Consider the following 18870-nt stretch of genomic DNA (forward strand, 5'->3'; position numbering starts at 1 on the left):
AGCGGGGAGGCGCGCCCGTTTCAACCCGCCTGGTCGGGATTGACAAGGGACATTGGCTCCTTCACGCCCGCCCGCGCGCTGTCGCGTATGCGACAGCACCGGAGCGGATGGATCTGCGGTTCCGGTGCCCGGGGGAAGTGTCGTAGAGAGCCCGTAGCCTGGGGCGGTCAACGACGATCGCAGGGAGGCGACGTGCTCGACCACTTCTCCGTAGCGGTGCGCGATCTGGCGGCCAGCGGCGCCTTCTACGACGCCGTGCTGGCTCCGCTGGGCGGGCGCCGGCTCATGGAGCCCGGCCCGATCGGCTACGGCGTCGACAAGCCCGACTTCTGGGTGGAGCCCGCCCCGGCCGGCGCCACGCCGGTGCCCGTGCACATCGCGTTCACCGCCGCCGACCGCCCCACGGTGCGGGCGTTCCACGACGCGGCGGTGGCGGCCGGCGCGGAGGTGCTGCACGCGCCGAAGGAGTGGCCGGAATACCACGCCGGCTACTACGGTGCGTTCGTCCGCGACCCGGACGGCAACAACGTCGAGGCGGTCTGCCACCGTCCGGAGTGAGTCCGGTTGCGTCGGCGATGCAGGATGGGCCGGTGGAGATCGAACCGGTCGAGCACGCTCCGGAACGCGCCATCCGCCTCGCCTGGCTGGGCCAGCGCTGGCACGACCTCACGTTCCTGCACTGGGCGGTCCCGCCGGAACGGGTGGCGCCGCTGCTGCCCGCGGGCACCCGGCCGGACACGTTCGACGGGCTCACCTACGTCGGGCTGATCGGGTTCCAGATGGTCGGGCTGGGGCTCGGGCGTGGTCCGGGCGTGCCCTACTTCGGCACCTTCTGGGAGACGAACGTCCGGCTCTACTCGGTCGACGGCTCGGGGCGGCGCGCTGTCGTGTTCCGCTCGCTCGACGCGTCCCGGCTGGTGCCGGTGCTGGTGGCGCAGCTGAGCCTGCGCCTGCCGTACAAGTGGTCGTCGATGCGGCTGGACCGCTCCGGTGACACGCTCACCTACCGGTGCCGCCGCCGCTGGCCCGGTCCGCCGGGCGCGACGAGCCGGATGACGGTCCGCGTCGGGGCGCCCGTTCCCGAGCCGACGCCGCTGGAGCACTTCCTCACCGCACGCTGGGGCCTGCACACCCGCGCGTACGGCCGCACCCTGCACGTGCCGAACTGGCATCCGCAGTGGCCGTTGCACCGTGCCGAACTGCTGCACCTGGACGACGAACTGGTCACCGCCGGGGGCCTGCCGGCACCGGAGGGGCCGCCGATGAGCGTGCTCTACTCCCCCGGCGTCCCTGTCGTCTTCGGCAACCCCACGTCGGCCCGATGACGCCACCCTGATCGACGCCAGATCGGCGGAGTGGCGGCATCCGGCGCACCGGACACCGCCACCTCCCCGATGTGGCGGCGGCACGTCCGCGCGGCGCCGAGGCGGGCGCGGTCAGCGCAACGGGTCGTGGGTGCCGTGCGGCACGTCGGGGCGGCATCGGCGTACCCGGTCGGCGGCCATCCGACCGCCCACCGCCAGCCCGTACCGCTCGACGGCGGCGAGTCCGTACGCGCTGCACGTCGGCGTGTAGCGGCAGGTCGCCGGCCAGCGGTGCGACAGCCAGCGCCGGTAGCCGAGGATGGCGGCCCGGCCGGCCCGGTCCACGGCGGGCCGGCGCACGAGGCCGGCGGTCACCGAGCCGAGGGTGAGCAGCATCGAGAAGAGGCCCAGGTCGCAGCAGCCCGGCCCGTCACAGGTGGGCACGTCGCAGTTGCACCAGTCCCGGCTCTTCTTCTTGTTGTGGTGCCGCTTCCGAAAGATCACCACGTCATGATGCGACACGCCTGCCAGTGTCGAATGAGGCGACCGGACCTGGTCCGGTGTGATCGGGTCGTCGTCGGGCCGGGAACCTAGCGTCGAAGGCGTCACCAAGGAGGGAACAACGGGTGCTGGATCGGCTCAACGCCGCGCTGGACCACCTCGAACAGCGGCTCGACCAGCCGCTCGACGTGGCCGCGCTGGCCCGGGTAGCGGGCGTGTCGGAACACCACTTCGGCCGGCTGTTCTCGGCGCTGGCCGGGCTGCCGCTGTCGGAGTACGTGCGCCGTCGCCGGATGACGCTGGCGGGCGCCGACGTGCTCGCCGGCCGGGAGTCGCTGCTCGACGTGGCGGTCCGCTGGGGGTACGGCTCGAACGAGGCGTTCGCCCGCGCGTTCCGGGCCGTACACGGTGTCGGGCCGACGCAGGCCCGGCAGGCCGGTGTGGTGCTGCGGTCCCAGCCCCGGATGTCCTTCCGGCTCGTCGTCGAAGGGAACACCAGCATGGACTACCGGATCGTGACCAAGGACGCCTTCCGGCTCGCCGGGTTGACGGCGCGGGTGCCGCTCGTGCACGAGGGGATGAACCCGCACATCGTGGCGTTCGTCAGGGGCATCGACCCGGCCACCGTACGCCGCATCGAGGCACTGTCCGACCAGGAGCCGCACGGCATCGTCAACGTCAGCGCCGAGCTGACCGGTTCCCGCGACGAGGGCACCGAGCTGGACTACTGGTACGCGGCGGTCACCGGCGCGGACGTGCCGGACGACCTGCGCAGCCTGCCGGTCGAGGCCGGTGACTGGGCGGTGTTCTCCAGTTCCGGCGCGTTCCCGGTGGCGGTGCAGCACCTGTGGCGGGCCGTGTTCACGTCCTGGTTCCCGTCCAACCCGTACGAGACCCGGCCGGGGCCGGAGATCTCGCGGGTGCGGGTCGCCGAGGACGGCGGCACCGCCGACGCGGAGCTGTGGATCCCGGTGCGCCGGGTCTAGGGTCCCGCCGCCGCTCGCACCACCGCCGCCGCTCGCGCCAGCGCGGCCGGCACGTCGTGTACGTGGTACGGATGCTCGCCCGGCTCGATGGCGGCGAGGAACATCGCGTACACGGCGGCCAGCCGCAGCGGCGCGACCGGTCGGAGCAGGTCGACCGCCCGGCGCGGGTCGCTGCCCGGCACGTCGACGCGCCAGCGCCGCGCCCACGCGTCGACCAGCCGGGCGGCGGCGTCCGCGTCGAGATCCTCGGTGAGGCGCAGGATGTCGAAGGCGGGGTGGCCGACGAACGAGTCCGCCCAGTCGATCACCACGCGCCGCCGCCCGTCGCCGCGGACGTTGCCGGGGTGCAGGTCGCCGTGCACGAGCGTGTCGGGCAGACCGCAGTCGCCGACCTGCCGCAACCGCCGGTCGAGCCCGTCGAGCAGATCCGCGGCGGCCGACACGTCGTGCCCGGCGAGCCGCTCGTGGATCCAGTCCGCCAGCCGCGCCCCGCGCAGGTCGGGCACCCCGGCCGCGACCAGCTCACCGACCACCCCGCACGCCCGCCACTGCACCGAATGATGCTCGGCCGCGATTGCGGCCCGTTCCCCTTCCCCGGCCCCGTACCGGTCCTCCCCCGGCACGTCCGCCAACAGCATCCGCCCCTCCCCGTCGGCGGCGAGCACGACCGGCCCGTTGATCAAGGAGTTCGTGCCAACAGAGAAGGCCAGGACCGTGGGCTCGTGGCGGGCGAACGGGGGGAGCTGCTTCAGCCACGCCGGGCCCCGGTCGGTGTCCAGGCGCCAGATGGCGGAGAGGTTCCAGGTGCGCTGCTGCGCCACCGCCGTCACCCGGCGGCCGAGCCGGCGCAGCTCGCCGGTCGCCCAGGCGACGCTGCGGGCCGGGCCGCCGGCCTCCGCCCACCGCTGGCGCAGCGGATGCGGCGCGAGGTCGACAGCCACCGGCTCCAGGGGTACGCCAAGCGCGTCGACGGTCGATTCCAGACAGGCGGCACAAGCGTCGACGACCTGCGCCAGGTAGCGGACGTGGCCGCCCGGCGGCGCGGGACGGTCGGCGCCGAGCAGCCGCAGCACGGCGACCTCCAGACCGTGGCGCCGCCGGACGGTGCCGACGATCGAGTGCACCTCCTGCCACCACGGCTCCGGCACGTCGAACGGCGGCAGCGCGCCGAGCGGGCGGCCGGCGGAGTCGAGCAGGACCAGCGACACGGTGCGGGACACGGCCGGACGGTATCCGGGCACCCCTACGGGAGGCGAGCGGATTGATCGGGGTCCGGTTCGGGACCGCTCCCCGATGTCAGGGGCGCGGGTGCCCGGAACGCTGAGGCGATGAGCCTTCTCGATTCCCGCACCCGTCCCGCGTACCAGTGGTTACGTCCGGTCGCCGCGACGTCGGCGGCGCTGCTGCTCGGCTACGGCCTGCTGCGCCTGCTCGACCGCCTAGACGGGCACAGCGACAAGGGCGCCTGGGCGTGGAACACCGGCCACACCCTGTTCCTGCTCGGCGTCCTCGGCTTCGCCGCGCTGATCGTCGGGCTGCACGGTCTGCTGCGTACCCGGTCGTCGCGGTTGCGGACGCTCGACGACGTGGCCGCGCCGGCCGGCCTGGTCGGCGCCGCCGCGTTCGTCTGGGTGATCCTCGGTGACCTGTTCCCGAGCTTCGCCGACGCGGTGCGCACCCCCGGCCTGGTGTTGTTCGGCGGGCCGCTGCTGTTCGAGGTGGGCCTGCTGGTGCTGCTGTACCGGGCGGCGGCGGCCCGGCTGCTGCCGGTGTGGGCGCCGGTGCTGGTGCTGGCCGGGTTCCTGGCGATCGCGGTGAACCTCGACCTGCTGCCGGTGGGCGCCGCGCTGGTGCTGGCCGGGCTGCTGCCGCTGCGCGTCACCCCGCGCCCGGTGGCCTGACCGGCGTCACCGCCAGACGGTACGGCGGAACCCCTTGTGACCGGCGCACACGTCGCGCTGGCCGCCGGTGCGGCTGACCGAGCCGTCGCGGCACTGCACCAGCCAGCCGCGGTCGGACCAGAACCCGGGTACGCACTCGAACCAGTCGCAGACCTTCGCGGCCGGCCTGCGGATCCGCTGGCCGCCGCAGAAGTCGTACCCGAAGGGGTTCGCCGGGGCGCCGCAGCGGCGCTCGACCGGCGGCTGCGGCGTGCCGCGCGGCGGCGCGGGACGGGCGCGGGACGGCTCGGGACTGGTCGTGGGCCGGACCTGGACGGCGGGCGCGACATGCGGCGGCGCGGGGGTGCCGGTGGCCGCCGGGGTCGCGGCGGCGGCGCGCTCGGAGCCGGCCCGGGTGGGGGGATTGGACTCGACGAGCATCGCCGGCACGATCAGTGCGAGCGCCGCGCCGACAGCCACCGTCCGCCGCCCGCCGGGCACCAGCGCGGTGATGCGGGCCTGGGCCGGGGTGAGCACGGCCGGACGTTCGGGCCGGGCCGCGGTGTGCTCCGCGATCAGCTCGTCCAGCTCGGCCACGACCGCGGCGCGCTGCTCGATCGCGTCGGCGAACGCCAGCGTGAGCGTGAACCGGAAGTCGGCCGCCGCGCCGGTGGGCAGCAGCAACCCGGAGGTACGCCGCCGGTCCAGCACCTGGATCAGGGTGACCGGCGCGCCGGGGTCGTGGGACAGGCCGGTCATCCGGCCGTACGCCCAGTCGCGCCGGCCGCGTCCGCCGAGCAGCACCAGACGCCGGTTGGTGAGCACGGCGAGCCCGGCGTCGACCACCTTGACGCCCTCGGGGCGACGGGGGCGCAGCACGGGTGGGTCGGGGTCGACCGTCAGTTCGGGGGCCGGCAGCACGGCGGTGTGCCGCACCTCCACCAGTTGCGCGGCCGGGAGTGCCCAGAAGACCACCTCGCCGGGGGCCAGCTCCATCGGCAGGCCGACGCCCGCCTGGGCCGAGCCGTGGAAGGACACCGCGAGCGTACGCAGGCGGCGCAGCTCGTCGTCGCGGCGTCGCCACGCCTCGTCGGCCGCACGGAAGACCCGCTGCCGCCGCTCGTTCTGCCGGTGCGCCCACCGGTACCGCCATGTGGAACCCGTCGAATCAGTCTTCGCCACGCCGACTCCTCCGCCGCGCGAGCCCACCAATCGGGGTGTCATTCATGTCAACGGTGCGGCAGGGGTACCAAGACACGCGAAAGTCGCCAATTAGACCGATCGGCTGATTGACCGACACAATTGGCGGAAACTCCCGCGTCGATTCACGTTCCGTGCCACCGGCTCCCGGCGGTCCCGCTTCGTCATGCGGGCGGGTGGCCACATCGGTAACGTCAGCCGCAACGGTGGGCCGGACCGCGACCCCCGGGCGGCGAGGAGGTGCACCGGTGGGCGACCCGGCCGTGGTGGTGGGAGTGGACATCGGCACCACCAGCTCCAAGGCCGTCGCGTTCGACACCACCGGCCGGCAACTGGCCAGCCACTCGATCGGCTACCCGTTGGAGGAGCCGAACCCGGGCTGGGCCGAGCAGGACCCGGACCTGATCTACCAGGCCGTCCTCGGCGTGATCCGTGCGGTGGTCGACGAGCTGGGCCGGCCGATCGCCGGCCTGTCGTTCAGCACCGCGATGCACAGCCTGATCGGGCTGGACGCCGACGGCACCCCGCTGACCCCGTCGATCACCTGGGCCGACTCCCGGGCCAGCGCGCAGGCCGAGCGCCTGCGGGCCGCGCCGTCCGGGCTCGCCCTGCACCGGCGTACCGGTACCCCGGTGCACCCGATGGCGCCGCTGCCGAAGCTGGTGTGGTTCGCCGAGCAGGAACCGAAACTGCACGAGCGGGTCGCGCACTGGGTCGGCATCAAGGACCTCGTGCTGCGGCGGCTCGCGGACGCGCTCGTCACCGACCACTCGGTCGCGTCCGCCACCGGCCTGATGGACATCCACCGGCTGGCCTGGGACGCCGAGGCGCTCCGCGTCGCCAGCATCACCGAGGAGCAGCTCGCCCAGCTCGTACCCACCACCCACGTGCTGCCGGGGCTCACCGCCGAGGCGGCGCGCGCGACCGGGCTGCCGGCGGACACCCCGCTGGTGGTGGGCGCCGGCGACGGTCCGCTGGCGAACCTGGGCCTCGGCGCGGTGCGCCCCGGCGTGGTGGCCTGCTCGATCGGCACCAGCGGCGCGATGCGGGTGATGGTGGAACGCCCCGGCGTGGACCCGCTCGGCGGCGTGTTCTGCTACGCGCTCACCGAGGACCGCTGGGTGGTCGGCGGCGCCATCAACAACGGCGGGATCGTCCTCCAGTGGGCGAACGACGCGCTCGCCCCCGAACTGGGCGAGCACGCCGAGGAGGAACTGCTCGACCTGGCCGCCACGGCGCCGGTCGGCTCCGGCGGGCTGATCATGCTGCCGTACCTGCTGAGCGAGCGGGCGCCGCACTGGAGCGCGCTGCCCCGCGGCGCGTACGTCGGGCTGACCCACGGACACGGCCGGCCGCACCTCGTCCGGGCCGCGCTGGAGGGCGTCTGTCAGCAGCTCGCGCTGGTCCTCGCCTCGGTCCGGGCGGCCGGCAACGAGGTACGCGAGGTCCGCGCCAGCGGCGGCTTCGCCCGCAGCGCGCTGTGGCGGCAGATCCTCGCCGACGCGCTCGGCATGCCGGTGCGGTTCCCCGCCGGGCACGAGGGTTCCGGCTTCGGCGCGGCGCTGCTCGGCATGCAGGCGCTCGGCCTCATCGAATCGATCGAGGTCGCTGCCGACCTGGTCCGGCTCGAGGAGACGGTCCGCCCGGATCCCGCCTCCGCCGCCACGTACGCGGCACTGCTCCCCCTCTTCTCCGAGCTGTACGACGCGCTCGTACCCACGTTCGCGTCCCTGCGGCGGATGGCGCCGAGCCTGCCGCCGGAACCACCACCCACCGCACCACCCCGCTGATCGACCGAAGGGCGTGATAGCCGTGGTCACACTGCTCGCCGCACCCGCGGAACCGCTCACGAACGCCGGTGACACCCAGCTCGTCCTCGCGGCCCTGCTGGGCATCGCCGCGGTGGTGCTGCTCATCGCGTGGGGGGAGGTGCACCCGTTCCTGTCGCTGATCCTCGGCGCCGCGGTGCTCGGCGTGGTCGCCGCCGTACCCGTCGACAAGATCGTCACGTCGTTCAGCGGCGGGGTCGGCTCCACAGTGGGTGGCGTGGGCCTGCTGATCGCGCTCGGCGCGATGATCGGCGGTCTGCTGGCCGAGTCCGGCGGCGCGGACGGCATCGTCGAACGGGTGGTCGGCCGGGTCTCCGGCACCGCGCTGCCCTGGGCGATGGCCGGCGTGGCCGCGCTCATCGGCCTGCCGCTGTTCTTCGAGGTCGGCGTGGTGCTGCTGGTGCCGATCGTGCTGCTCGTCTCGCTGCGGGTGAACGTCCCACTGATGAAGATCGGCATTCCCGCGCTCGCCGGCCTGTCGGTGCTGCACGGCCTGGTGCCGCCGCACCCCGGGCCGCTGGTGGCGATCGACGCGCTCGGCGCCAACCTGGGTCAGACGCTCGCGCTGGGCCTGCTGGTGGCGATCCCCACGGTGATCATCGCCGGTCCGGTCTTCGGCAACTTCATCGCCCGGTACGTGCCGGCCGCCGCCCCGGCGGAGCTGCTGCCGACCCGGCGCGACGCCGACGACCGCAGCCCGACCCGGCCCGGCGACGGCCGGCTCGACGCCGACGGCGACCTGGTCACCGAGGACGACCTGGTCAACCCGGGCACCGGACGGCCCGGCGGCGCGATCGACGAGCCGCTCGGACGGCGCTCGCGCCGCGCGCCGGCGCTGTGGGCGGCGGTGGTCACGGTGCTGCTGCCGGTGGTGCTGATGCTGCTGCGGGCGATCGGTGAGCTGACACTCGCCGAGGACACCGCCGGCCGCAAGGCGCTGGACATCGTCGGCACCCCGATCATCGCCCTGCTCGCCGGCGTCATCTTCGCCATGATCTTCCTGGGCTACCGGTCCGGCTTCAGCCGTAGCCAGGTCTCCGGTTTCCTCGGCGGCTCGCTGCCGCCGATCGCCGGCATCCTGCTGATCGTCGCCGCCGGCGGCGGCTTCAAGCAGGTACTCGTCGACGCCGGCGTGGGCGACCTGGTCGCGAACGCCGCCGACGGCGCGAATCTCTCGCCGCTGCTGCTCGGCTGGCTGGTGGCGGTCGGCATCCGGGTCGCCACCGGCTCGGCCACCGTCGCCACCATCACCGCCGCCGGCATCGTGGCGCCGCTGGCCGGCACGCTCGCCGGCCCCGAGGTGGCGTTGCTGGCACTGGCCATCGGCTGCGGGTCGCTGTTCTTCTCCCACGTCAACGACGCCGGCTTCTGGCTGGTGAAGGAGTACTTCGGGCTGACCGTCGGGCAGACCATCAAGAGCTGGTCGGTGATGGAGACCATCATCTCGGTGGTCGGTTTCCTCGGCGTCCTGCTGCTCGACGTCTTCATCTAGCGGGTCAGGGAGCCTCGACGCCGGAGATGCGGAACTTGTGCACCTCGGCGCCGAGGATCTCCGTCACCTGCTCGGCCTCCGGGCCGGAGCCCCGGAACGCCAGCAACTGCTCGTCGGACTCCCACCGTTCGTAGACGTTGATCCGGCCCGGCTCGACCAGGTCGGCGCTGACCGCGAAGTCCACGCAGCCGGGCGCGGCGCGGGCCGCGCGGACGGCGGCCTCGCAGGACGCCAGATAGGCGTCCCGCCGGGCCGGATCAACGTAGAGGGTGCCGGCGACGATGAGCATGCCGGCCATCCTGCCACGGACCCCCGTCAGGACCGGGTGATCGCGTTGGCGTGGATCGCCTCGTTCAGGTACGCGGCCATCCCGGGCCGCAGCGTCTCGAAGTACGCGGTGAACCGCGGGTCCGCCACGTACATGTCCGCCAGGCCGGTGTGGATCTCGTACGAGCAGTCGTACCACCACTTCGTGATGAGCTGCCGGTGCTCCTCGGCCAGCGCCATCGCCTCCGGGCCGTCAGCGGGCGCGCCCGAGTCCATGAGCGCGGCGAACCGCCGCCCCCAGTCCTCGTTCTCCGCCTTGTTGCGCAGCCAGTCCTCCTTCGAGTAGCGGCCCGCGCGCTCCTGCGACTGCCGGTACGCCTCGGTGTCGCCCCAGCGCTGCTCCGCCTCCTCGGCGTGCTCGTCCGGGTCGAAGTCACCGAACACCTCGAACCGCTCCTCCGGCGTCAACTGGATCCCCAACGTCCTCGCCTCCATCGCGTGTTCGATCGCCGCGACCATCTCCTGGAGCTTCCCGATCCGCCCGGACAGCAGCTCGTGCTGCCGGCGCAGGTGCGCCACCGGGTCGGCGTCCGGATCGTCCAGGATCTCGGCGATCTCCTCCAGCGGGAACCCCAGCTCGCGGTAGTACCGGATGAGCTGCAGCCGGTCCAGGTCCGCCTCGTCGTAGCGGCGGTAGCCCGCCGGCGTGCGCCCGCTGGGCCGCAGCAGCCCGATCTCGTCGTAGTGGTGCAGCGTCCGGACCGTCACCCGGGCCGCCCGCGCCACCTGACCCACCGTGTACGCCATGGTTCCCTCCCTTCCGCGACAAAGACTCCCGCCTCCCGCTGCGTGAGGGTCAAGCCGGAGATGCGTACTCCGTCAAGTACTCGGCGTCGCCGACGACGAACTCGCCGTACCCGAACCGGTCGCCGAGCGCGACGAGCCGCTCGTACTGGCTGCGTCGCATCGGCCAGGTGCAGTTCCGAGCGATGCGCAGGCACCAGCGGAGGGCCAGATCTGGCGAACAGGACCGGTTGCACCGGAGGAGAGCGTCCCGCAGCGCCCCGCCGGGATCCCGCGCGTCCGGCAGACCGTCCGTCAGCGCCTCGATCTCGCCAGCGACGGCATCGGCCAGGCTCTGGTCCTGCGCCGATTCCGGCTCCGCACCGCCCGGACCGTGCCGGGAGAGCCAGTCGTCGCACTCCCGGACGATCGTGGCGAACCAGTCCGGCCCGGACGGCCATGTGCCGTCCGGGCCGAACGAGAAGGTGTGGTCCGATCCGATGTACCACAGCAGTTCGACCTCGGCGGGCCTGAGCCCTGTACGCATCAGGAAGGCGTCGCTGCGAAGCGCCCGCACCTCACGCGGGTCCGTCTCCGGGCCGAGGAGCCGGCCCAGGAGGTCCAAGGGCGTGCCCTCATATCGCCAGTCCTGGTGGAAACGACCGACGAAGCCGGTCAGACCGAAGTCGAAGCTCGAAACGGAGGTCATCGGTTCCCTTTCTCAGGGGACACGCCGGAGGGGCCTCCCGCGATAGCGGAAGGCCCCTCCGAAATCAGCTCCCGGGTCAGGCGCTGACCTTATCCTTCTCCGGGGCGGCGAAGGTCGCGTTCGGCGGGGTGCGGACGGCGTGCACCAGGCCGGCGGCGGAGAGCAGCAGGAGCAGGCCCGCGCCGAGGTACATGGCCAGGGCGCCCTGCTCGGCCTTGCGGCCGAACTCGCTGAAGCCGTACGAGGTGAGCAGCAGGCCGCGCAGCGTCTCGCCCTTGAACACGGTCTCCCGCTGTGCGGTCACCTCGGCGAGCTGCTTCTGCAGGTCGGCCAGGTTGGCGGCGTTGCTCTGCTCGGCCTGGGCCACCTGCTCGCGCAGCGCGGTCTGCGGCTCGCCCAGGTCGGCGTAGGTCTTGCCACCGGCCATGTTCTTCAGGTGCAGGCCGATGTACTCGTTGGCGTAGCACTCGGCCTGCTTGCCGGTGGTCATCTTCTGGCCGGCGTACTCGCGCAGGCAGTCCGACTTCTTCTCCTCGTCGGAGAGCTTGTCCGCCGGGGTGAAGGTGATGTTCTGCTCGCCGAGCTGGCTGCGTACGTAGTCGTTGGCGAAGTTGGCGTTCGTCGTGAGGACGACGCCGACGACGAGCAGCAGGACCGCCAGGCCAAATCCACCGATGCTGAACAGCAGGTCGAGCGTCCGTCGCTTCATATCAAGCTCCCGTGTGGAGGGGTGTGTTCGTCTTGTTGACGAGAACCATCATGGCGGCGGCGCATCGCGCCTGAGCAGGGTCGAACCCCCTGTCCCGTCCGGGACCTTCGGCCCCCGTGTACCCGGGCCGGTCAGCGCTGCGCGCCCGCTCCGGACAGCGCGGGAAGCAGGTCCGGCAGGGCGGCCGGGCGGCCGTACCGCCAGCCCTGACCCTGCCGGCAGCCGATCGCGGTGACCGCCGCGTGCTGCGCGACCGTCTCCACCCCCTCGGCCACCACAGCCAGGTCGAACGCGCCGGCCAGCCGGTTCACCATCTCCACCGTGGCGTACGCACGGGCGTCATCGGCGTCCAGCCGGGACACGAACGACCTGTCGATCTTCAACTCGGTGGCCGGGATGCGGTGCAGGTAGCTCAGCGAGGAGTACCCGGTGCCGAAGTCGTCGATGGCGATGCGGACACCGAGGTCGCGCAGCTGGGACAGCCGGTCGAGCACCGAGTCGCTGCCCTCGATCAGCGCCGACTCGGTGAGTTCCAGGGTGAGCGCGCGAGGCGGCAGACCGGCCGCGCCGACCGCGCCGGTGACGGTGGCGATCAGGTCCGGCCGGCACAGGTGGGCGGCGGCGATGTTCACCGCGACTGTCACGTCGGGCGCGTGCTCCCGCCAGGTGGCCGCGGCCCGGCACGCCTCGTGGATGACCCACCTGTCGATGGCCACGATCAGCCCGGTCTCCTCGGCCAGCGGCAGGAACCGCGCCGGGGTGAGCACACCCAGCCGGGGATGCCGCCAGCGCACCAGCGCCTCGGCGCTGCGTACCGTGCCCGTGTCGAGGTCGACGATGGGCTGGAACTCCATCAGCAACTGGCCCTCGTCCACCGCGCGCCGCAGGTCGGCGATCAGCTCGGCCCGGCTGACCGCCGACTCCCGCAGTTCCGGCGTGCACGTGCGGTACACGGCCTTGCCGGCCGCCTTCGCCGCGTACATGGCGATGTCGGCGTCGCGGAGCAGGTCGGTGTGCGAGGTGTGCTGCGGCCCGTACTCGGCGATGCCGATGCTCGCCGACGGGTGGACGCCGAGATCCTCCTCGCCGGGCAGCGGTTCCAGAGCGGCCAGCAGCCGGACCGCGAGCCGCTCCGGTGACACCTGGCGCTCCCCGGCCACCAGCACCGCGAACTCGTCGCCGCCGAGCCGGGCGATCATCCCGTCCGGGCCGACCGCGTCCCGCATGCGCTCGGCGGTGACGGTCAGCAGGCGGTCCCCGGCGGCGTGCCCGAACCTGTCGTTCACCTGTTTGAAGCCGTCCAGGTCGAGCAGCACCACGGCGACGGGGCCGCCGGCGCGCAACGCCCGCCGCAGCCGCCGGACGAACGTCAGCCGGTTGGGCAGGCCGGTGAGCTGGTCGGAGTACGCGAGCCGGCGCAGCCGGCCGACCAGTCGCAGGTTCTCGTTCGCGGCCAGCCCCTGGCGCAGCGCCAGCACGCCGAGCAGGCCCATCATGCCGACGAAGACCACCTGCGGGGTCTGCCCGCTGGGCTGCCGGGACAGCAGGACCGCGACGATCGCGCCGCCCACCGGCAGGTACGGCAACGCGACCCGCCACCAGGGCGGCAGCGGCGAGTCGACCACGTCGTCCTCGCCGTCCTCCTCGGACCGGGGCGGATAGCGGGTGGCCAGGCCGACCAGCAGGTAGCTCAGCGGCCAGCAGACGTCGACCGGATGACCGGGCGTGTAGTCACCGCGTGCCACCAGGGAGACGTAGACGGCGTCCGCGCCGGACCGGATCGCCAGCCCCGCCCCGATCACGGTGAGCGCCCGCCACATCGGCCGGGCCGGGCCGGCGACCGCTACCAGGATGGTGAGCTGCATCAGGTCGAACATCGGGTAGAGCAGCCCGAACGTCCGCATCGGGTCGGCCAGCCCGGCGTCGGTGATCCGGTGGAACACCACCACCCAGCCGATCGGGATGAGAGCCAGCCCGACGATCACCCCGTCGAGCACCGTGCGGGCCCGGCCGATCACGCTGCGCGGGCCGGTACGGGAGCAGAGCAGCGCGCCGGTGCCGGTGACGATGCCGGCGGCGAACAGGCCCGCCACCAGCGGAGTGTGGGGCAGGCCGAGCCCGCCGAGCCGTTCCACCGTCCACACCGCACGGCCGAGCGCGGCGAGCATCATGGTGGCGGCCAGCAGTTCCCAGAACCGGCGCAACGTGGCCGGCTGCCGTCGCGCCGCGCCGACGCAGAGAACCGCCGCCCAACTCGACACCGCCATCGCGCCGACGTCGCTCACGAGCGCCGCGCCCGGCAGCCGGGCGGCCAGCCAGACCATCTCCCCGAGTACGACGACAGCGGCCGCGACAAGTCCGACACGGCCGACGAGCGGATGACGGGCCGGCGCCGCGGCGGCGAGGCTCACGTCGTGCTGGGATACAACGATGCGCTCCGGCTCTCTTCCAGACGTGCACCCTCGACGACGAGGACCGGACGACGGACGGCGCAAGCCTAGCCAGCGCCGGGGACTGCCGCCAGACTCGACGACTGTCGGTCAGCGGACCGCAGGCGGGTGCCGGTAGAGGGAGACCAGGACGCCGTAGCGCGCCTGTCCCGGCGGCGCCTCCTCCGCCGCGCCCACGAGTTCGTCCAGCGTGGACCGCAGGCGCCGGGCCTGGGCCGGGGTGAGCCGCAGGTGCCGCAGGTGTACGAGCGGGTCGGGGTCGCCGGCGAGTTCCTCGGCGTACGCGCCCAGCAGGGCCGCGGTGGCGCCCGCGTCGGTGTCGGCGCCGACGAGGCGGCGGAACGTGCGCTCGTGGTAGCGCTCGGTGCCGCCCCGGACCTGGCGGCTGTGCGCCGGGCGGACCATGCCGGCCTCGGTCAGCACCCCGAGGTGGTGGGCCACCGTGCCCTTCGCCGCGCCGAGGCGGGTGGCGAGCTGGCTGAGCGTGGCGGGTCCGCCTCCGAGCGCGAACAGCAGCCGGTGCCGGAACGGGTGGGCCAGCGCCTTGAACTGGGCCGGTTCGCGGATCTCCAGCGGATCGTCGGTCACCATGAAAGCGTCTAGTTCTCTTGACGCTTTGTCAACCACCTGCTCTACTGCCCATCATCGCGAGAACGGGGGAGCCGATGCGTCCGGACGAGATCACGAGCATCGTCGAGCGGGCCGCCGGCCTGGTCGCCGACGAGTACGTCCTTCCCGACGTCGCCGACCGGGTCGCCGGCCACCTGCGCGAGCGCCTGCGCGCCGGGGCGTACGCCGAGGCGGGCGATCCCGCCACGCTCGGCGCGCTCGTCACGACCGACCTCCAGTCGGCCAACGGCGACCTGCACCTGCGGCTCAAGCACCACGAACAGCCCCTGTCCGACAAGGCCGACGACCCGACCGGGGAGCACTTCGCGCGCCTCGCCGCGCTCGGCATGGGCGGCGTGACCCGGGTGCAACGGCTACCGGGCAACATCGGGCTGCTGGAGATCCAGCCGTACGTGTTCCCGCCCGACCTGGCCGGCGACGCGCTGACCGCCGCGCTGCGGCTGCTCGCCGGCACCGACGCGCTCCTGCTCGACCTGCGCGGCACCGAGGGCGGCAGCCCGGACGGGGTGGCGCTGATCTGCGGCTGGTTCTTCGCCGAGCCGACGCACCTGCACACCATGCACGAGCGCTCCGGCGCCACCCGCCAGTTCTTCAGCGCCGCCTGGCTGCCGGTCCCCCGGTACGCCCCGGACAAGCCGGTGCACGTGCTCACCGGTCCGGCCACGTTCTCCGGTGGCGAGGAACTGGCGTACGACCTTCAGCAGTTCGGCCGGGCCACAGTGGTCGGTGAGCCCACCCGGGGTGGCGCGCATCCCCGGATCGGGCACCGGCTGCACCCGCATCTGGAACTGACGGTGCCGGTGGCCCGGCCCGTGCACGCGGCGAGCGGCACCAACTGGGAGGGCTGCGGCGTCGCCCCGGACGTCGCGACCCCTGTCGACCGGGCGCGCGACGTCGCGTACCGCCGGAGCCTGGAGGCCCTGCTGGCGGCGGACCCGGACCGGCCGACGGCGGCCGAGGCGCGGACGGCCCTCGCCGCCCTGGGCTGAGCCACGCGGGTCAGGACCAGTCCTCCGCCGGGGCCGGGTCCGGCGGCGCGGCGGCCGTGCCGGGCGGTCCGCCGTGCGTCCACGGCGTCTCCTCCGGCGCCGGGAACGCGCCACCCGGCAGGAACCCGTCGGACAGGCTGGTCAGGCAGATCCGCTCGCCCACCTCGGGGACGCTGCCCGGCGGCGCGGTCAGCCCCCGGCCCATCCCGCCGGACAGCTCCAGCACCACCTCGGTCTTGCCGTCGCCGCCGGGCGTCACGAACACGACAGTCGCCTTCTGCGCCGGGCGGGCCGGGGAGTACAGCGTCGCGCCCACCGGCATCGGCACCGGCTCGGTGGTGACCACCTGGATGCGCGGGCGCAGCACCGGGCGCCTGCCGGAGTCGTCCACCCGCGCCGGATCGGCCAGCGTCACCTCACCCACGAACGCCTCCCCGGACAGCCGGTGCTCGGCCATCACCAGCGGATCGTCGTAGGCGCGCTGCACCGCCCACGCGGTCGACGCCCGTTCCAGCCGTTGCAACCGCAGCGCCGCCGCCACCGCGCCGTCGCGCCTCGGCTGCGGACCGCCCCCGGCGTCGACGTGCTCGGCGTGCGCGGTGAACGCGTCCCGGTCACCGGCCCACCGGCCGGTCACCCGCGCGCCGGCCGGCAGCGTCCGCAACAGGCCGACGCCGCGCCACATCAGCTCCCAGGTGGGCGCGAGCTGGTCCCGCAACAGACCGGCGAGCTCGTCGTACGCGGCCGCGCGCCCGACCGGGTCGTCCTCGGCCCGGGTGTACGCCTCGATCGCCGGGGCGAGCCGCCGGTTGTCGAAGTCCGGGTCGGTCGCCGGACCGGCAGGTGGGCAGTGTTCCGGGTCCTCGGCGCGGGCCGCCGCCTCGGCACCGGTCATCCCCGGAGGCGGGTCGAGCCAGCCCAGCACCGCCGGCAGATGCAGATCCTCCACCACGCTCTGCCCGGTCGCCCAGTGCAGCGTCAGCGCGTCGGTCAGCGCCAGCAACGCCGACGAGCCGGGCTGCTCGGCGCGCTCGGCGAAGAACGTCAGCCAGCGGCCCAGCAGCGGCACCGACGGGTGCACCGGATAGTCCCCGTCGGTGCGGCGGAACCGGGTCGAGCGGCCGAACAGCCGCAGGAACGTGATCCCGGCCGGGTTCGGCACCAGCAGTTGCGGCGCGTCCACGTACCGGTGGCGGACGTCGCGACCGCGGTCCACCGGCACCGCCTCGGTCAGGTCGCGGAACTCGTCCAGGTACGGCAGCACGATCCCGGCCAGCTCGGCGGCGAACGCGAACCGCTCGTCCCGGTTGCGCGGCTGCGGCACCACGAGCAACCGGGCCTCGTCGGGAGCGGCACCCACCATCGCCGCCAGCGGGGCGTTCGCCTCACCTGCGAGCGCGAGCGGCACCACCACCAGCGGCCGATCCGACAGGTGCAGGTGGCGAACAGTGGCCACCGGCTGGGCCCGCCCGGCGGCGACCGCCTGCGCCCGGGCGAGCGCGCGAAGCGTACTCATGCGGGGTGTCCGGCGAGGGCGTCGGCGCGCAGCGTACTCATGCGGTCTGCCCGGCGAGGGCGTCGGCGCGCAGGCGCGCGGCGGCCCGCAGCAGCGCGGCGGCCTCCGCCTGCCCCGGCTCGGGCGCGGCCACGCCCTCGGCGAGCGCCAGCACGTCGGCGACCTCCTCGACGCCGCCCAGCGCCTCGCGGACCGGCCGGCCCAGCGCGCCGGTCTGCCCGCGCGCCTCGTGCCGGCAGAAGTACGCCAGCTCGCAGGCGGCCAGGCAGTCCGGCGCGTAGCGCGCGGGTACCTGGTGCAGCGCGGCGGCGAGCGTGGCCGGATCGGCCGCCGGGTCGACGGTGAACCCGGCCGGTACGGCGGCGAGCAGCTCCTCGACCCGGGCCATCCGGGCCAGCTGGCGGCGCAGCACCAGCAGTTGCCGGCGCACGTCCAGCAGGCTGGCCACCGGCCGGTTGGCGAAGTCACGCGGGCAGACCAGCACCACCTCGTGCGACACCAGCTCCGGGTCGCGTCCCTCGGCGGCGAGCAGCTCGCGCAGCGCCAGCACGTAGACGGCGGACTGGATCGCGGCGGCGGCCACCTTGCCCGGGTCGGCCTGCCCGTCGATCACCGGGAACGACTTGATCTCCACGACGTGGAACCGGCCGGCCAGCCGCGCCGCGACCAGGTCCGGTTCCAGGTGCACCCGGGTACCCGCCACGTCCAGGCCGAGCAGCGGATGGTCGAACAACGCCGGGCCGTCGCCGCTCGCGGTCAGCGCCGCCCGGGACCGCTCCGGCCGGTCCGCGTCCGCACCGAGATCGGTCCAGGTGGCATCCGCCGGGACCGGTACGCCGAGCCGCTCCGCGACCAGGCGCAGCAGTTCCTTCCCGCCGTCGGCCTTGACCTGGGCCTCGAAGGCGTTGCCCCGGGTGATCGCGAAACGGGACTGGCCGAACCGGGCCGGGAAGCCGAGCCGCTCGGCGAGCGCCGGCTTGTCCGCGCCGGCGCCGTCCAGCACCGCGCGGCGGGTGCAGCCGGGGTTGCCGGTCAGCGCGGCGATGGTACGCGCGTTGTGCCGCCGGGGCGGCTCACCACCCCTGATCCGTGCCAGCCGATCTTCCACCCGATGAAGTGTAAGGAAGGGCCCCTTGTTAACGCCTCCGGTAGAGGAAGGGCCCCTTGTTAACACGGCGCGTCAGCGGTCGGCGGAGCGGTTCCAGGGCGAGCGCGGGGACTGCGCGCCCGCGACGCGACGACGCCGGCGGCGGTGCCGAAGGCCGGGCGTGCAGGGCGGGCGGGCCGCGGTGTGCACCGGTACGGCGACCGGGGTGTCCGGCTGGCGGCCGATCAGCCAGAAGAGGAAACGGGTCACTGTCAGCCGACCGGGAGGCGCTGGGCCTCGGCGCGGGAGATGTCGTACTCGGCGCCGCAGAACGTGCACTGCTGCGCGTACCGGGTGCGCAGCGGGATCAGCGGGATGAAGAAGAGGCTGAACTTGGTGACCCGGCGGGTGATCACCTGGGCGGCCTGGTTGCCGCAGTTGCGGCAGACCTCGGTGACGACGCCGGACCGGACGACCTTGGTCCGCAGCCCGAAGATGAAGAACATCGCCCGGCATTACCCACCCGGGGCCTGTGTTA

The 18870-nt window shown here is 73.8% G+C and carries 20 protein-coding genes; 7 read left to right on the forward strand and 13 right to left on the reverse strand.

The genetic code is table 11. The features are described 5' to 3' along the window. Positions 1–192 precede the first annotated feature (192 nt). Positions 193–558, forward strand: a complete 366-nt coding sequence (locus O7607_RS07185; RefSeq protein ID WP_269701916.1) for a VOC family protein — start codon at positions 193–195, stop codon at positions 556–558. Positions 559–590: 32 nt separating this feature from the next. Next, positions 591–1325 (forward strand): YqjF family protein, encoded by a 735-nt coding sequence (locus O7607_RS07190; protein ID WP_269701918.1) that lies wholly within the window; start codon positions 591–593, stop codon positions 1323–1325. Between the two features lie 111 nt (positions 1326–1436). Here O7607_RS07190 and yidD read toward each other — a convergent pair whose 3' ends face one another. Beyond that, entirely contained in the window at positions 1437–1808 is a 372-nt protein-coding gene (yidD, locus tag O7607_RS07195) for a membrane protein insertion efficiency factor YidD (protein WP_269701919.1), read from the reverse strand. A gap of 122 nt (positions 1809–1930) precedes the next feature. Here yidD and O7607_RS07200 point away from each other — a divergent pair, with 122 nt between their 5' ends. Continuing rightward, the gene (locus O7607_RS07200; protein ID WP_269701920.1) at positions 1931–2791 is read left to right on the forward strand and encodes an AraC family transcriptional regulator; all 861 of its coding nucleotides are present in this window, start codon (positions 1931–1933) and stop codon (positions 2789–2791) included. Here O7607_RS07200 and O7607_RS07205 read toward each other — a convergent pair. Further along, complete coding sequence (locus O7607_RS07205) at positions 2788–4011, reverse strand: aminoglycoside phosphotransferase family protein (protein WP_269701921.1); 1224 nt, start codon at positions 4009–4011, stop codon at positions 2788–2790. The two genes, O7607_RS07200 and O7607_RS07205, sit on opposite strands and share 4 nt — an antisense overlap. 108 nt (positions 4012–4119) lie before the next feature. Between O7607_RS07205 and O7607_RS07210 the strand changes: the two genes are divergently transcribed. Continuing rightward, complete coding sequence (locus O7607_RS07210) at positions 4120–4692, forward strand: hypothetical protein (protein WP_269701923.1); 573 nt, start codon at positions 4120–4122, stop codon at positions 4690–4692. 6 nt (positions 4693–4698) lie between these two features. On the opposite strand, the gene O7607_RS07215 is transcribed toward O7607_RS07210, so the two are convergent. Then, entirely contained in the window at positions 4699–5853 is a 1155-nt protein-coding gene (locus O7607_RS07215; protein WP_269701925.1) for a hypothetical protein, read from the reverse strand. Between the two features lie 266 nt (positions 5854–6119). On the opposite strand from O7607_RS07215, the gene O7607_RS07220 reads away from it, so the two are divergent. Continuing rightward, positions 6120–7661, forward strand: a complete 1542-nt coding sequence (locus O7607_RS07220; RefSeq protein ID WP_269701927.1) for a gluconokinase — start codon at positions 6120–6122, stop codon at positions 7659–7661. 22 nt (positions 7662–7683) lie between these two features. Next, positions 7684–9192 carry a GntT/GntP/DsdX family permease gene (locus O7607_RS07225; protein ID WP_269701929.1) on the forward strand — a complete coding sequence of 503 codons (1509 nt, stop codon included), beginning with the start codon at positions 7684–7686 and terminating at the stop codon, positions 9190–9192. A 4-nt stretch (positions 9193–9196) separates the two neighbouring features. On the opposite strand, the gene O7607_RS07230 is transcribed toward O7607_RS07225, so the two are convergent. The 6 genes from O7607_RS07230 to O7607_RS07255 form a co-directional block, all read right to left on the reverse strand. Beyond that, the gene (locus O7607_RS07230; protein ID WP_091418876.1) at positions 9197–9481 is read right to left on the reverse strand and encodes a putative quinol monooxygenase; all 285 of its coding nucleotides are present in this window, start codon (positions 9479–9481) and stop codon (positions 9197–9199) included. Between the two features lie 26 nt (positions 9482–9507). After that, a complete protein-coding gene (locus O7607_RS07235; protein ID WP_269701930.1) occupies positions 9508–10266 on the reverse strand; it encodes a MerR family transcriptional regulator in 759 nt (252 codons plus the stop codon). Between the two features lie 49 nt (positions 10267–10315). Continuing rightward, complete coding sequence (locus O7607_RS07240) at positions 10316–10951, reverse strand: hypothetical protein (protein ID WP_269701932.1); 636 nt, start codon at positions 10949–10951, stop codon at positions 10316–10318. A gap of 76 nt (positions 10952–11027) precedes the next feature. Further along, on the reverse strand, positions 11028–11660 hold the full coding sequence (locus O7607_RS07245; RefSeq protein ID WP_269701933.1) for a hypothetical protein: 633 nt from the start codon (positions 11658–11660) through the stop codon (positions 11028–11030). A gap of 131 nt (positions 11661–11791) precedes the next feature. Continuing rightward, positions 11792–14071 (reverse strand): putative bifunctional diguanylate cyclase/phosphodiesterase, encoded by a 2280-nt coding sequence (locus O7607_RS07250; RefSeq protein ID WP_269701934.1) that lies wholly within the window; start codon positions 14069–14071, stop codon positions 11792–11794. A 129-nt stretch (positions 14072–14200) separates the two neighbouring features. Then, the gene (locus O7607_RS07255; RefSeq protein ID WP_269701936.1) at positions 14201–14698 is read right to left on the reverse strand and encodes an ArsR/SmtB family transcription factor; all 498 of its coding nucleotides are present in this window, start codon (positions 14696–14698) and stop codon (positions 14201–14203) included. A gap of 77 nt (positions 14699–14775) precedes the next feature. On the opposite strand from O7607_RS07255, the gene O7607_RS07260 reads away from it, so the two are divergent. Then, positions 14776–15729: a S41 family peptidase gene (locus tag O7607_RS07260; RefSeq protein ID WP_269701937.1), complete on the forward strand. Its 954-nt coding sequence runs from the start codon at positions 14776–14778 to the stop codon at positions 15727–15729. A 10-nt stretch (positions 15730–15739) separates the two neighbouring features. Here the strand turns inward: O7607_RS07260 and O7607_RS07265 are convergent, their stop codons facing one another. The 4 genes from O7607_RS07265 to O7607_RS07280 form a co-directional block, all read right to left on the reverse strand. Continuing rightward, complete coding sequence (locus O7607_RS07265) at positions 15740–17245, reverse strand: hypothetical protein (RefSeq protein ID WP_269701939.1); 1506 nt, start codon at positions 17243–17245, stop codon at positions 15740–15742. 37 nt (positions 17246–17282) lie between these two features. Next, entirely contained in the window at positions 17283–18353 is a 1071-nt protein-coding gene (locus tag O7607_RS07270) for a hypothetical protein (protein ID WP_269701941.1), read from the reverse strand. Positions 18354–18425: 72 nt separating this feature from the next. After that, a complete protein-coding gene (locus O7607_RS07275) occupies positions 18426–18602 on the reverse strand; it encodes a hypothetical protein (RefSeq protein ID WP_269701943.1) in 177 nt (58 codons plus the stop codon). Positions 18603–18604: 2 nt separating this feature from the next. After that, complete coding sequence (locus tag O7607_RS07280; RefSeq protein WP_269701945.1) at positions 18605–18838, reverse strand: zinc-ribbon domain-containing protein; 234 nt, start codon at positions 18836–18838, stop codon at positions 18605–18607. Positions 18839–18870: the final 32 nt, after the last annotated feature.

It is taken from the genome of Micromonospora sp. WMMA1949 (genome assembly GCF_027460145.1).
Classification (GTDB): domain Bacteria; phylum Actinomycetota; class Actinomycetes; order Mycobacteriales; family Micromonosporaceae; genus Micromonospora.

Coding starts and splice junctions, on each gene's coding strand:
- O7607_RS07210 (WP_269701923.1), top strand. CDS start 4,120: ATGAGCCTTCTCGATTCCCGCACCCGTCCCGCGTACCAGTGGTTACGT.
- O7607_RS07265 (WP_269701939.1), bottom strand. CDS start 17,245: ATGAGTACGCTTCGCGCGCTCGCCCGGGCGCAGGCGGTCGCCGCCGGG.
- O7607_RS07230 (WP_091418876.1), bottom strand. CDS start 9,481: ATGCTCATCGTCGCCGGCACCCTCTACGTTGATCCGGCCCGGCGGGAC.
- O7607_RS07280 (WP_269701945.1), bottom strand. CDS start 18,838: ATGTTCTTCATCTTCGGGCTGCGGACCAAGGTCGTCCGGTCCGGCGTC.
- O7607_RS07245 (WP_269701933.1), bottom strand. CDS start 11,660: ATGAAGCGACGGACGCTCGACCTGCTGTTCAGCATCGGTGGATTTGGC.
- O7607_RS07240 (WP_269701932.1), bottom strand. CDS start 10,951: ATGACCTCCGTTTCGAGCTTCGACTTCGGTCTGACCGGCTTCGTCGGT.
- O7607_RS07235 (WP_269701930.1), bottom strand. CDS start 10,266: ATGGCGTACACGGTGGGTCAGGTGGCGCGGGCGGCCCGGGTGACGGTC.
- O7607_RS07260 (WP_269701937.1), top strand. CDS start 14,776: ATGCGTCCGGACGAGATCACGAGCATCGTCGAGCGGGCCGCCGGCCTG.